Genomic DNA, 12,960 nt, shown 5'->3' with positions numbered 1-12,960 from the left:
TATGAAATTTTTATAATTTTAATAAAGGAATTTATCAGATTTTGAATGAAGTTAGATATTTTCCCATATTGATGCACTAATATAGTATTCTGTCAAGATAATTTAGATGCGTTTCCCCTGGGGAATGATACCCTCAACGGCGGAATTGGAGACGATACTCTCATTGGTGGTTTAGGTGACGACAACCTCAACGGTGGTGCAGGTATTGATACCCTTATTGGTGGAATTGGTAACGATATCTATGTTGTGGATACTACCACTGATACCATTACGGAAAATACTAATGAAGGGACAGATACCATTCAATCTAGTGTTACTTTTACCATTGCCACCTTACCCAATATCGAAAACCTGACATTAACAGGAACAACCGCAATTAACGGCACAGGGAATACTGGTAATAACCTCATCATAGGTAACACTGCTAATAACATCCTCATGGGTGGTTTAGGTGACGACAACCTCAATGGTGGTGCAGGTATTGATACCCTAATCGGTGGTTTAGGCAACGATATCTATGTTGTGGATACCACCACTGACATCATTAGCGAAAATGTGGGAGAGGGAACAGATACTATTCAATCTAGTGTTACTTACACTATTGCGGTTCTTGCTAACGTTGAAAACCTGACTTTGACAGGAACAGCAGCGATTAAAGGGACTGGCAATGATAGTAATAACATTATCATAGGTAACAGTGCTAATAACATCCTTAACGGTGGTTTAGGTAAGGACAACCTCAATGGTGGTGCAGGTATTGATCGTTTTGACTACCGTAATTTAGCTGATTCCGTTTTCAGTAGCTTTGATGTGATTACGGATTTTAATGCTAATGTTAGTAATGATTTATTCCTTGTTTCTACTGCACGAGCCGGATTTGTGAATGTGGGAGCAGTTAATACCCTGGATGCTGCTGGTATTGGAGCAAAATTAACAGCGGCAGCCTTTGGTTCAAATTTCGCGGCTCAATTCAGTTTTGGACAAAAAACCTTTGTGGCTATTAATGATGCAACCGCAGGGTTTAATGCGGCTAATGATGCCATTATTGAAGTTACAGGATTAACAGGAATTCTGGGACTCAATAACTTTACAACTGTCTGAGTTCGGGTAAGTACAGTGGTGTCAACTTAGGCTAGGGATACTTCGGCAAGTGTTACAGTGAGCTGGCGATGCCCTGAGCTTGTCGAAGGGTCGAACTGCTCAGTACAAGTAGCTTATTTGTTTGGCTGCAACATTTCCGCCCGGAACTTAAGTTCCGGGCTAATAGCTAAAGTGCGTTAAAACGCACTCTGATTAACTCAAAATCAAAAATTATCCTATTTATGCCAAAGTAGTGGGTTTTAAACTACTTTAGCTTTTAGGCAGGGAATAAATTCCCTGGCTGGCTTGAAGGGACATCAATTTACGTTAAGTTGACACCAATGATCACTGCTCATTGGTGTCGACTTAACGCAAAATCTTCATCCCGCAAGGAACTCAAGTTCCTTGCTAATAGCGAAAGTCATCTAAAAGATGACTAAATACTAGGAAAATTCATTAGTCCGTTTTAACGGACTTGAGCTATGAGACAGGGAATTTATTCCCTGGCGGGTGTGGAAGCCAAACAAATAAGCCATCTGTAACCTAAGTTGACACCAATGATCACTGCTAAACCCCTACTACTACAAATCCAAGTTTTTTGTAATTTTGCAAAAGTCCATGTCCCAACCATATTTAGTATAACAATTGACCACTGACCACTGATAAATTACATCACCATCCCGCCATCAACGTTAAATACTTGCCCTGTGATGTAAGCTGCGGCCGGATCTGATGCTAAAAAGCGCACCATGCCAGCAATTTCTTCTGGTTTACCAAAACGCCCCAGGGGGATATATTGCAGGATGCCGTCAGCTTTAATATCACTAGTCATGTCGGTGGTAATGAAACCGGGGGCAACGGCATTGACAGTGATGCCACGGGAAGAAAGTTCTTTGGCAACGGTTTTGGTAAAGCCAATTACTCCAGCTTTGGCTGCGCTGTAGTTGGCTTGTCCAGGGTTGCCCATTTGTCCGGCGACGGAAGCGATGTTAATAATTCGCCCCGAACGTTGTTTAAGCATAATTTTACTGACTACTTTTGTACATAGAAATACACCAGTTAAGTTAAGGTCTATGACTGCTTGCCATTCTTCTAATTTCATTCTTAATAGCAGGGTGTCACGGGTAATACCTGCATTGTTGACTAAGATATCCACGCGCTGGAATTTTTCTAAGGTGGTTTTAATGAGTGTATCTACTTGATTTTCTTGAGAAACATCTGCTTGGAGGGCAATGGCTTCTCCTCCTGCTGCTGTGATTTCTGCTACTACTTCATCTGCTGCGGTGCTAGAACTAGCGTAGTTAACAACTACTTTTGCGCCTTGGGATGCTAGTTGGATAGCGATCGCTCTGCCAATTCCTCTTGATGCACCTGTGACAATTGCAACCTGATCTTTTAATAAACTCACTTGATTTTCCTCAATCTGTGGAGATACCTCGCTAATTATAATTATAATATCTGGCGGTAAGTGGGAAACTCAGGGGCTTTAGCCCTGAGAGTGTCAATAATTACCTTCAGGTGTGGGTGTTTCCGTCGGAATTGGTTCTTCCGTTGGGGTTTGTGAGGGCGTTTCTGTGGGTTCAGGTTCTGGTGGATTTTCTGCTGTTACAGTCAGTTGATAATCTACCGGTTCTGAGGCTGTGGAAACAACAACAAATTCATAAAATCCTTTTTCTGATAATGTTGCAGATATCGTCCGTTTTTGAGAATCTTCTAGCAGTGGGTTTTTCCCAGAAGGAGAATAAATTGATAATAAAACTTTTGAATTTGCTTCTAGCTTAACTTCCATATTTTGATCTTTGGCTAGTCCAGCAATAAAAACTTTACCTCTTCCTGGTTGCAAACTTCCATTCACTGTTTTCCCGGTAGCACCTTCAGGAAAGACGATTTTTTCAAATATGCTTTTATCAAGAATAGCGTTAAATTGATCATTGACAAATGCGTACCAAACTTGTCCAATGGGTTGTTTAATAAAACTTTTACCCTTTTGTTCAGGAAATTCATGTAAAAAAGCTGCATCACCTAAATCATATAAAGACCGACTACCAACGTTGATTTTATTAATTTTAAATTGCCAGATTGCGCGTTCATTCCCAGTATAATTGCCCAGTTGACGGCGAGAGTCAGAGGTGATTGCAGATAGCTGTACTTGGGGAGAGAATTCTTTTAAAACACAAGCTTCTCGAAAGCGGTTAATATCTTCTGCTAAATAAGTTTTGCCAAATCCTCCTTGGCCAATTTGTCGAATAATAACATAGCGATCGCCTAAAGTTTGCCCTGGTTGAATCCCCTGATTTCCAGATGTTGGTACATTAGCAATTTTGTCTCCACATTGGAGACAAAACCTACTACCAGACGGATTTTGATGCCCTTGAGAACAATAAATATTAGTCATTGGTCAGTTGTCAGTTGTTAGTAGGGGCGAAGCATTTGCAAGATAAATTATCGGTCATTGCCAAAAATAGTTCTCCAAATGCTTCGCCCGTACAGTTGTCAGTTGTCAGTTCTGAAAAATTACCCATTACCTATTACTTATTCTCTACTTTATCAGATGCGATCGCATACCAAATTTGCAGAAAAGTTTTTTGATTTAGTTTCCCACGTTCTTGACCAGGAAACAATGGTTCAAATGTCTGATATGTATCTGCGCGTAAATCCTGGAAAGATTTATACTTACCCAATCTTCCAGCTTTAGCAAGTTGTTCCCAGCGTTGAGAATCTTGTTGACTATAACTACCGATTTTCTTTCTAGCAGTTTCACTTAAATTAGCCTTTTCTATATGATTTAACAACTGATCTGCAACATGATTCCATTGTTCCCGCAAAGCAGCATCTGCCGATTTCTCAGTTAACTGACGTTTATTTAATTCTGGTTTTTGGGTATAGAAAACTTCATTAACTGTATTATTAAAAAAATTCGCAGAAATTTCTAGCTTTTGCACACGACTGGAAATTTGCTGAATACTGCGTTTACCATTATTCCCATTTCCAGAATTATTAATAGATGGAATTTGAGGAACTTCAATTTGAGGAACTGTAATTGATGTTATCCCCTTAACTGCAAAATTTCCTAAAGCGAATACACCAGCGCCTGTTAACAAGATTCCCGTAGTCATAATAAAGCTAACAGTAAAAGGCCGCAACCATATTGGCATCGGTATTTTCTGGACAAATAATGTCGTTTTGTTGTGGACACCACTATGAAGAGTCCGAGCGCGTTTTATACCTGGTGCTACCACCTCTGTTTTTAACTTAGTAATATAAGGATGGGGATTATTGGTAGGAGTTTGCATAATCTGTGGTGTAGATGAAAGAGATGGTAAAGGTAAATCTTTAATAACTTGTTCGGCTTTTTGATAGCGATCGCTCGGTTTATATGCCAACATCTTTTTGAAGACAGCCTCTAATTTGGGGCTAACCTTAATTTCCTTACCCCAAAACCAAACGCCATTATAGCTATCATAAAGTAAATTTGGTTCTTTCCCCGTGATCAATACTAAAGCCGTCACTGCTAGAGAATAAAAATCACTGCTTTTATAGACTTTTCCCTGAAGTAACTGTTCTTCAGGTGCGTATCCCTTTTTACCTAATAAAGTTGCATTTACAGCCAATTGTGTCCGCCAAAAACCCTGATCAGCTGGTAACTGTTTGACACCACCAAAATCAATCAACACAGGTAAATTATCACTTTGGCGTAAAATCAAATTATCCGGGGAAATGTCGCGGTGAACTATATCTAGAGAATGAATATAAGTCAAAATTGGGAGAATATTGTGCAGTAAATTAATAACCTCTTCTTCACTAAAAGACTTTCCCTGACTTTGACGCTGTGTAAATAATTGGTCATAATTATCACCCTCAATATAATCTTGCACCAAAAAGAAAAAATCCTTAGTCCCAATTTTTGCCTGAAAAGAAGCGTGAAAACGTGGAATTTGGGGATGTTGGATTTTTTTCAGGACATTTGCTTCTCGTTCAAACAGTTCCTTTGCTTTTTCTAACTCCTGCGGTTTGACAATATTGGGGGCAAATTCCTTTAAAACGCAGGTTTTACGAGATTTTTGCCGATCAATCGCTAAATAACTGCGGCCAAAACCACCTTGTCCCAATATTCGCGCAATTTCATAACGATTATCAATAACTTGTCCCACACTCAAAGGTAATGCTTCACCGCAATGAGTACAAAAACGATGACTACCATTATTTATGTGTTGTTGACTGCAATATATTTGCATGGTATTGGAGGATAAATGGGAAGTTATCAATGACTACAAAAGGAGTAAGGTAATTTACGTTTTCATCAATGTTTTGCGTTCTCAATGTTTGGACAAAACTGAATTTGCTGGTTTTCAAAACTGTAAGCTGTTACGCAGCTAAATTTGATCATCCTAATTTAGTAGGGGTAATTCATGAATTACCCCTATAGGCTAACTAACCTTTTCGACCCCCGCTAAATCCAAAATCGGTGCAATCAAATCTTCCCGCTTTACCGCCATCAGATGCACACCCTGACACAATCCTCGCGCAATTTGCACTTGTTCGGCGGCAATTTTCATTCCTTCTTCGAGAGGATGTTTCGCTTTTGCTAACCTCTCAATAATGTGTTCAGGAATATTCACACCGGGAACGGCTTTATTAATAAACTGGGCATTTTTTGCCGATTTCAACAGAAAAATTCCCGCCAGAATTGGTTTATTGTAACCTACAGCAATTTTATCCATGAACTTTTCTAATGTTTCAAAATCAGTAATTAATTGACTTTGAAAAAATTGCGCCCCGGCTACTATCTTCTTTTCAAACCGACTTTGTAAACCTGACCAACTTTGAGATTGAGGATCTACTGCTGCACCGGCAAATAAATCTAATGCGCCATCAGTGAGAGGTTTCTCATTAAAATCAAAGCCCTGATTCATGTTTCTAATTAACTGCAATAACCGCACAGCTTCTAAATCAAAAACGGCTTTTGCTTGAGGATTATCTCCTGCTTTTACAGGGTCGCCAGTTAAAGCTAAAATGTTGCGGATACCCAAAGCATGAGCACCCATTAAATCTGCTTGTAATCCAATTCTATTCCGATCACGGCAAGCAAATTGACAAATCGGCTCAATCCCATTTTGCAATAAAATTACCGAGGCTACCAACGAAGACATCCGCATTACAGCACGGCTACCATCAGTAATATTGACAGCATGAACCCTTCCCTTAAGAGTCGCCGCCATTGCAAGCATCTGGACTGGATCTCCTCCCTTGGGAGGTGCAACTTCGGCGGTAATTAAAAATTCACCTGCAAGGGCGGCTTTACGGAAGTTATTAAAAGCACTAAAGCTATGGGTATCCGGCATAACATTATAATTTTGGTTTGCTAATCAGGTAAAACATCAGACACCTAAAAGCTTAAACCTTAAAGAGGAACAGTGAAACCCAAAGCAGCTTTAACATCTGCTAAAGTTTGATTAGCGATCGCTCTGGCTTTCTCCCCACCATCTCGCAACACTGACTCCAAATAGCCTTTATCCGCCATTACCTCCTGATATTTAGTTTGAATTGGCTGTAAAGCACAAATCGCCGTTTCTGTCAATAAAGGTTTGAATTGTCCCCAACCCATATCTGCACATTCAACCGCTACCTCTTCCTTGGTTTTTCCAGCCAGTAGGGTATACAGAGTTAATAAATTATGACATTCTGGGCGTTCTGAATCATCAAAGGTTAAACCCCTCACTAAATCAGTTTTACAGCGTTTAATCTTCTTATTAATCTCCTCTGGTGAGTCTAAAATATTAATCCGACTTAATTCTGAAGGATCTGATTTTGACATTTTCCGGGTTCCATCTGTCAAACTCATCACCCTTGCACCTTCCTTTCTAATTAAAGGATCTGGTAATTTTAATACAGGTGCTTTTTTCGCAAATTGGTGATTAAACCTATTGACGATATCTCGCGTTAGTTCTAAATGTTGCTTTTGATCTTCACCTACTGGCACTTTATCAGCTTGATAAAGGAGAATATCCGCCGCCATGAGTACGGGATAATCTAACAAACCAACACCGACATTTTCCCCTTGTTTAACGGCTTTTTCCTTAAACTGGATCATATCTTGCAACCAGTTCAGAGGGGTAATGCAATTTAGCAACCAAGTCAGTTCACTGTGTGCGGAAACGTGAGACTGAACAAAGATGTGAGAATGCTGTAAATCAATGCCACAGGCTAAATATAATGCAGCAATATTGTAAGTATCAGCCGCTAAAGTGGCGGGATTATGCGGTACAGTGATAGCGTGTAAATCTACCACACAAAAGAAATTTTCATACTGGTCTTGAATTTCTACCCAGTTGCGAATCGCACCTAAATAGTTACCTAAGTGTAAGTTACCAGTTGGTTGAACTCCCGACAAAACGCGCTGCTTACCCATAATTATCAGTGTAACGAGAACTTGCTCAATTTTATAGACCCTAACCGTCAAGTCAAACCCCTGAAAACCGTCCTAAGTAGATTAGGAGAGGTTTGTTAGAAAATATGATCAAACATTTTCTCATCATCTTCTACAATTAATAATTAGGTGTATTAACAACTAGGAAATTATTTAGTTATGCCCCCACTTAACATTGATGTAAATCAATCCAATATCAGTATTAAAGAGTTGTTATCTCTAGTGCTTGCAGGCAAAGAAATTGTTTTAACTGATGGTAGCATCCCCCAAGCACGTTTGATATCAATGTCTTCCGAAAAAATTTCAAGTTCTCAATCTCGCACAGCAGGATTACATTCTGGAGTTATTTGGACAAGTGAAGATTTTGATGAGCCACTACCTGAAGATTTCTGGACTGGAAATATATGAATTTACTGCCATTGAAGTGCCTCTTTGTTACTCTGTTTTGTTGCTTAAATATAAAACTAAAAGAATCTGTACCTCCAGAGAGATAAAAACCAACTGACCTAACTTTTATACTTCAGACTAAATAGGTTTTGATCAAAAACAACTCAGGGAAATATACTTAATGAAAGCTTTATTAATCTGGCCGATAATGCCTAATTCATTCTGGTCTTATCAGGAAACCATTGATTTAGCTGGGTTACGTGCTACGAATCCCCCATTAGGTTTAATCACTGTTGCAGCGATGTTACCGAGTGATTGGGAATTCAGATTGAGCGATCGCAATGTCCGTCTAGAAACAGATGCAGATTGGGAATGGTGCGATATAGTCATCATCTCGGCAATGATTATCCAAAAACAGGATTTTGGCGACTTAATTAGAAAAGGCAAAAAGTTAGGTAAAAAAGTCGCAGTGGGGGGACCATTTGCCACATCTGTACCAGAATTTGTCCTCGAAGCAGGCGCAGATTATTTAATTTTAGATGAAGGGGAAATCACTCTTCCCATGTTTGTAGAAGCTTTAGAAAAGGGAGAAGAAAAGGGGATTTTCCGCGCCACAGAAAAACCAGATGTCACCACAACTCCCTCACCTCGGTTTGATTTATTAGATTTAGATGCTTATATAGCAATGACGGTGCAATTTTCCCGTGGTTGTCCATTCCAATGTGAATTTTGCGATATTATTACCCTTTTTGGCCGCAAACCCCGCACAAAAACACCTGAGCAAATTCTGGCGGAATTAGAAGTTTTATATAAGATGGGTTGGTGGCGTTATGTGTTTATTGTTGATGATAACTTTATTGGCAATAAACGCAATGCTAAAGTCTTTTTAAGGGCATTAATTCCCTGGATGGAAGAACGTAATTATCCTTTTGCTTTATTAACAGAAGCTTCTTTGAATTTAGCTGAAGATGATGAGTTACTAGAATTAATGGTAAAAGCTGGTTTTGTCCAGGTATTCATGGGAATTGAAACCCCTGATGTAGACAGTTTAGTAGGAATTAATAAACCACAAAATACTCGTAGTTCCTTAGTTGAATCTTGCCATAAAATTACCAAAGCCGGATTACAAATTATGTCTGGTTTTATCTTAGGATTTGATGGGGAAAAACCAGGCGCAGGTAAACGGATTCAAGAGTTTGTGGAAGCAACTTGTATTCCCCAAGCTCATCTTAACTTATTGCAAGCATTACCGAATACAGCTATGTGGACTCGCTTGCAAAAAGAAGGACGGTTAAGGGATGGTTTGGGTGAATTTTTTGGTTCTCAAAAAGCCTTAATGAATTTTGTTCCCACTCGGCCAATGTCGGAAATTGCGGAGGAGTTTATTGATGCTTTTTGGAATTTGTATGAACCTATGCCATACCTGAAACGGACTTTTCGCCATTTTATGATGATGGAAGGTTGGCGAGCTAAATATCAACGGACTTTAACAAAACCAGAGTTTCAATTTTTAATGTCTATTTGTTGGCGACAGGGAATGCTCCGTTCTACACGGTTTGTTTTTTGGCAGCAATTAATAACAATGGCACGGCAGAAACCTCATCTATTATATGATTATTTAATTGCTTTGGGTACAGGTGAACATTTTTTCAAGTTCCGTCATGAGGTAAAGGCAGAAATAGAAGCAGAATTAGCAGAATTCCAGCAGCATGAACGGGAGCAAGAAGCCATAAATTTACAGTTAGAACCTGTGAGTTAAGTAGCTCCTTAATACCCAGATCCCCGACTTCTTAAAGAAGTCGGGGATCTATTCTGCGAGGGTCATGGTAAAATTAAGTTTCCCGCTAAAATTGCAAAAGTTATTTCCCCCGCTACTGTCTTTGTCCCTATGCACTGGGGTAGGCTATGGGTAGATGATGCGGAAGCTAACACTCTTACCTATTCAGAAGCTTTTCATAATTCCGTTCAAGCAGGATTAACAGCCTATGCTGTGCCATTATTACCAATTTCTGTAGAATCTACTTTTAAAAATTATCAATTTCAGTCCTCTCAATGGTAAGATATTAACTGTATTCATAAATTAGAAATGCACAAACAATTTAACCTATAGTTAATCATCAATAGTTATGATTATTTTTTTAGCTATCTAAATTGTTAAAGCATGATCATGATTATTTTTAAAGGAATTTTCTTAAACTGCAAAGTTTGTGAAAAGAGAAAATATATTATGCTTTTTTATCCTTGAGATTTATCTACAGGATTTTTGTTTTATCTTCGTAATTTCCAAATTAATTTTAATCAAGGAGGATCAAATGAGAAAATTCATTAAAAGCTTTCTAGAACTTACCAGTGATAAAAGCTTCATGCACATGATTGAAGTTATTGAGGTAATAGTTGCAAAATTACTATCTCTACTTATGGTAATAGTAATTCTTGCAACACTTGGTGATTTAGCAATATTTATTTTTAAGGAAATACTTTCTCCACAAGAAGGTAGTTTTAGCAAGACATTGTTTCAAACTTTCGGTTTATTTCTCAATGTTTTAATTGCTTTAGAAATACTAGAAAATATCACTGGCTATCTGAAAAAGCAAGTTTTACAAGTTGAACTAGTTATTGTTACTTCTTTAATTGCTATTGCCAGAAAAATTATTATTCTTGACGTGAAAGTTACTGAAGGTATCGAAATTATCGGTTTAGGTATTGCGATTCTTTCTTTATCAATTAGTTATTTGATAATTCGGAGTAGTAATTCTCAAAAAGGGAATTAAATGCGGATTATTGCTATTAATCTATTATTTTTTTCAATTTTGTATTTTGAATGGGAGTAATGGTTAGAGAAGCTATGGTATATTCAGAGGTGGTGCGGCCGTGAATATGGCGAAAATTAACTCTACTAGCAGAAAATTTGATCGCGTGGCATCAGCCAGAGAATTTGTTTAGACACACTCAGTAACTCGATGACAGGCAAAAACGCAACACAGAATGCATTTCTGCGGTTGGTGTCCAGTAAGGTCGAAGTTTCCGAGTCAGCATCTCGCTACTCGTTGCTTCCTGGTAAAGAAATGGTAATTGGACGTGACCCCATCTGCCAAATTGTCTTGGATGCCATGATATACCGGATGGTATCTCGTCGTCATGCGGTAGTTCGTCCCCTTTCTTTAGTGACCAATAGCGGTTGTAGCTGGGTAATTTGTGATTTAAATAGCGCCAATGGCACTTTTTTAAATGGAGAACACTTAAAAGGATGTCAAGAATTACATTTAGGCGATCGCATTTCCCTTGGCTCTGATGGACCACAATTTATTTTTGAGTATGAAGTTATTGCTCAAAAAACGATAATTAATGTGAGTAAAGCGACAGTATTATCATCTATCAATAACCAAAGTCTGTCATCAAAGCAGGATTCTGTAAGCTTCACACAATTGTTTCCCATTATCTCTACTGGTAAGGATTTAACTCGCAAAGCCTACCTAATCCCAGGAATCCTCACGGTAGTTTTTGTGGTGTTAATGTTTGCTAGTGTGGGTCATCCTCAAGCCAATCAAGTAATTGTCGGATCTTATATCGCTTTCGCGGCTTACTACTTTGTTTATCAATTGTGTGGTAAATCTAAGCCTTGGTGGGTACTCATAGCTGCGGCACTGAGTACAATGTTAATTTTGCTGAGTCCTCTATTAGATTTATTCATCAAAGTATTCCGAGATATCTTACCTGGGACTTTAGATACTACATCTCCAGATGGTATTACCTTCACCGAATTATTCGTACGGATGTTTTTTGGGGCGGGGTTAATGGAGGAGTTGCTGAAAATACTACCAGTATTAGGGGCATATTGGATTGGAAATTCCTTACCTTCACCTTGGCGAGAACGGATTGGGGTTTGGGAACCCTTAGATGGCATTCTCCTGGGTACAGCTTCCGCTGTCGGCTTTACCTTACTAGAAACCCTTGGTCAATATGTTCCCTTAATTTCTCAAAATTCTAGTCAATCAGTGGGTTTACAGTTACTTATTCCCCGCATTTTAGGTTCTGTGGCTGGACACATGGCCTACAGTGGATACTTAGGCTATTTTGTTGGTTTGGCTGTGTTAAAACCCCTGAAAGGAAAGCAAATTCTCTCTGTGGGTTATTTGAGTGCTTCTGCACTTCACGCTTTATGGAATGCCACAGGTTCGATTAATGCTTTTTTCTTGGTGGTAGTTGGTGTTTTGTCCTATGCTTTTCTCATGGCAGCCATTCTCAAAGCCAGGGTATTATCACCAACAAGATCAAAAAACTTTGCAACCCGGTTTCTCGACCCAAAATAGCAGATAGCAGGGACAGGGAACAGAGTTAAAAATAAGTTTAAGAATCAGATTTTGAGAGATGTTGGAGGGCATAATCAGCGATCGCTAAAGTAATTTTTGCTTGTTCTATTTCTGATAAATTTGCCCAATCTCGATGTTCAAAATCTCTAATTATAGATGTCAATGTTTGTGGTTCACTACTTCGCATTGCATAAGCAAAAGGACGAGCTAAAACTAACAGATCATCCATTTCCCAACTGGGTAGTAAAGCCTGGACACATTCCACTAATTTCTCACTAGCTGATTTTTCAAGAATAGAAACTTCAGCAGCTTTTTGAGCAATTGCCGTGAGTAAAACTTCAGGCATAACCGAAAAAGCATTTTGCAAAGCTGACTGAAGATAATTAACTGTATTTTTACTAATGTTGTTATTTTCAATAACAGAAACTTGATCCCAAATTATATCTAAGTTTTGATAAAAATTATCGGCGCTGGTGATTAGTTCTGCGTCGGTGAAATCCTGCAAACCAAATTGTAGTTCTAGATGCTGAAAATAAGCTTCTGAGGATTCATCAGCCAAATTCCAGGGATAAGTAGCATCTTCAGGTTCTAGTAGTGCTTCTATAAATTCTAAATCCAGATTCGATGGGACAATATTCACAATATTTAAATCCTTAGGTTGGTTTTTCATGTTCTTTTCCCTATTAATTCATTGTTCTTGTTGACAGCTACAACCTGAAGAATTGGATTTCCGTAAAATCATGGAAATAAACATCA

The 12,960-nt window shown here is 38.6% G+C and carries 14 protein-coding genes; 7 read left to right on the top strand and 7 right to left on the bottom strand.

Annotated elements, in window-relative coordinates; translation table 11 throughout:
- Window positions 1-81: 81 nt before the first annotated feature.
- Window positions 82-1,101: a calcium-binding protein gene (locus FJR09_RS14380; protein WP_168654113.1), complete on the top strand. Its 1,020-nt coding sequence runs from the start codon at window positions 82-84 to the stop codon at window positions 1,099-1,101.
- A gap of 475 nt (window positions 1,102-1,576) precedes the next feature.
- On the opposite strand, the gene FJR09_RS25905 is transcribed toward FJR09_RS14380, so the two are convergent.
- From FJR09_RS25905 to FJR09_RS14370, 3 genes are all read right to left on the bottom strand, one after another.
- Entirely contained in the window at window positions 1,577-1,711 is a 135-nt protein-coding gene (locus tag FJR09_RS25905) for a hypothetical protein (RefSeq protein WP_015079665.1), read from the bottom strand.
- A 36-nt stretch (window positions 1,712-1,747) separates the two neighbouring features.
- Window positions 1,748-2,488, bottom strand: a complete 741-nt coding sequence (gene fabG, locus FJR09_RS14375; protein WP_015079664.1) for a 3-oxoacyl-[acyl-carrier-protein] reductase — start codon at window positions 2,486-2,488, stop codon at window positions 1,748-1,750.
- A 93-nt stretch (window positions 2,489-2,581) separates the two neighbouring features.
- A complete protein-coding gene (locus FJR09_RS14370; RefSeq protein WP_015079663.1) occupies window positions 2,582-3,475 on the bottom strand; it encodes a zinc ribbon domain-containing protein in 894 nt (297 codons plus the stop codon).
- Between the two features lie 14 nt (window positions 3,476-3,489).
- Here FJR09_RS14370 and FJR09_RS14365 point away from each other — a divergent pair, with 14 nt between their 5' ends.
- A complete protein-coding gene (locus FJR09_RS14365) occupies window positions 3,490-3,669 on the top strand; it encodes a hypothetical protein (RefSeq protein WP_162471194.1) in 180 nt (59 codons plus the stop codon).
- Here the strand turns inward: FJR09_RS14365 and FJR09_RS14360 are convergent.
- The 3 genes from FJR09_RS14360 to trpS all read right to left on the bottom strand — a co-directional run bounded on the left by FJR09_RS14360 (window position 3,609) and on the right by trpS (window position 7,489).
- On the bottom strand, window positions 3,609-5,315 hold the full coding sequence (locus FJR09_RS14360; RefSeq protein WP_168651833.1) for a serine/threonine-protein kinase: 1,707 nt from the start codon (window positions 5,313-5,315) through the stop codon (window positions 3,609-3,611). The genes FJR09_RS14365 and FJR09_RS14360 overlap by 61 nt on opposite strands.
- A 192-nt stretch (window positions 5,316-5,507) precedes the next feature.
- A complete protein-coding gene (locus FJR09_RS14355) occupies window positions 5,508-6,422 on the bottom strand; it encodes a methylenetetrahydrofolate reductase (RefSeq protein ID WP_015079661.1) in 915 nt (304 codons plus the stop codon).
- Between the two features lie 59 nt (window positions 6,423-6,481).
- Window positions 6,482-7,489 carry a tryptophan--tRNA ligase gene (gene trpS / locus FJR09_RS14350; RefSeq protein ID WP_015079660.1) on the bottom strand — a complete coding sequence of 336 codons (1,008 nt, stop codon included), beginning with the start codon at window positions 7,487-7,489 and terminating at the stop codon, window positions 6,482-6,484.
- A gap of 177 nt (window positions 7,490-7,666) precedes the next feature.
- Between trpS and FJR09_RS14345 the strand changes: the two genes are divergently transcribed.
- The 5 genes from FJR09_RS14345 (at window position 7,667) to FJR09_RS14325 (ending at window position 12,204) form a co-directional block, all read left to right on the top strand.
- Window positions 7,667-7,915, top strand: coding sequence for a type II toxin-antitoxin system Phd/YefM family antitoxin (locus FJR09_RS14345; protein WP_015079659.1), 249 nt, complete (start codon window positions 7,667-7,669; stop codon window positions 7,913-7,915).
- Window positions 7,916-8,075: 160 nt separating this feature from the next.
- A complete protein-coding gene (locus tag FJR09_RS14340) occupies window positions 8,076-9,653 on the top strand; it encodes a B12-binding domain-containing radical SAM protein (protein ID WP_015079658.1) in 1,578 nt (525 codons plus the stop codon).
- Window positions 9,654-9,782: 129 nt separating this feature from the next.
- Entirely contained in the window at window positions 9,783-9,953 is a 171-nt protein-coding gene (locus FJR09_RS14335; RefSeq protein WP_371260392.1) for a hypothetical protein, read from the top strand.
- 253 nt (window positions 9,954-10,206) lie between these two features.
- The gene (locus FJR09_RS14330; RefSeq protein WP_015079656.1) at window positions 10,207-10,665 is read left to right on the top strand and encodes a phosphate-starvation-inducible PsiE family protein; all 459 of its coding nucleotides are present in this window, start codon (window positions 10,207-10,209) and stop codon (window positions 10,663-10,665) included.
- A 189-nt stretch (window positions 10,666-10,854) separates the two neighbouring features.
- Window positions 10,855-12,204, top strand: a complete 1,350-nt coding sequence (locus tag FJR09_RS14325) for a PrsW family glutamic-type intramembrane protease (RefSeq protein ID WP_168653068.1) — start codon at window positions 10,855-10,857, stop codon at window positions 12,202-12,204.
- Window positions 12,205-12,241: 37 nt separating this feature from the next.
- Here the strand turns inward: FJR09_RS14325 and FJR09_RS14320 are convergent, their stop codons facing one another.
- Complete coding sequence (locus tag FJR09_RS14320; RefSeq protein ID WP_168653069.1) at window positions 12,242-12,874, bottom strand: hypothetical protein; 633 nt, start codon at window positions 12,872-12,874, stop codon at window positions 12,242-12,244.
- Window positions 12,875-12,960 lie beyond the last annotated feature (86 nt).

Source organism: Dolichospermum sp. UHCC 0406 (genome assembly GCF_009712025.1).
Taxonomy (GTDB): domain Bacteria; phylum Cyanobacteriota; class Cyanobacteriia; order Cyanobacteriales; family Nostocaceae; genus Dolichospermum; species Dolichospermum lemmermannii.
This window is presented reverse-complemented; position numbering and strand designations above follow the sequence as displayed.

Excerpts from the sequence above, each read along its gene's own strand:
- FJR09_RS14320 (WP_168653069.1), bottom strand. The coding sequence starts at position 12,874 with ATGAAAAACCAACCTAAGGATTTAAATATTGTGAATATTGTCCCATCG.
- FJR09_RS14325 (WP_168653068.1), top strand. The coding sequence starts at position 10,855 with ATGACAGGCAAAAACGCAACACAGAATGCATTTCTGCGGTTGGTGTCC.
- FJR09_RS14345 (WP_015079659.1), top strand. The coding sequence starts at position 7,667 with ATGCCCCCACTTAACATTGATGTAAATCAATCCAATATCAGTATTAAA.
- FJR09_RS14335 (WP_371260392.1), top strand. The coding sequence starts at position 9,783 with ATGCACTGGGGTAGGCTATGGGTAGATGATGCGGAAGCTAACACTCTT.
- FJR09_RS25905 (WP_015079665.1), bottom strand. The coding sequence starts at position 1,711 with ATGGTTGGGACATGGACTTTTGCAAAATTACAAAAAACTTGGATTTGT.
- FJR09_RS14360 (WP_168651833.1), bottom strand. The coding sequence starts at position 5,315 with ATGCAAATATATTGCAGTCAACAACACATAAATAATGGTAGTCATCGT.
- FJR09_RS14355 (WP_015079661.1), bottom strand. The coding sequence starts at position 6,422 with ATGCCGGATACCCATAGCTTTAGTGCTTTTAATAACTTCCGTAAAGCC.
- FJR09_RS14330 (WP_015079656.1), top strand. The coding sequence starts at position 10,207 with ATGAGAAAATTCATTAAAAGCTTTCTAGAACTTACCAGTGATAAAAGC.
- FJR09_RS14340 (WP_015079658.1), top strand. The coding sequence starts at position 8,076 with ATGAAAGCTTTATTAATCTGGCCGATAATGCCTAATTCATTCTGGTCT.
- FJR09_RS14370 (WP_015079663.1), bottom strand. The coding sequence starts at position 3,475 with ATGACTAATATTTATTGTTCTCAAGGGCATCAAAATCCGTCTGGTAGT.
- trpS (WP_015079660.1), bottom strand. The coding sequence starts at position 7,489 with ATGGGTAAGCAGCGCGTTTTGTCGGGAGTTCAACCAACTGGTAACTTA.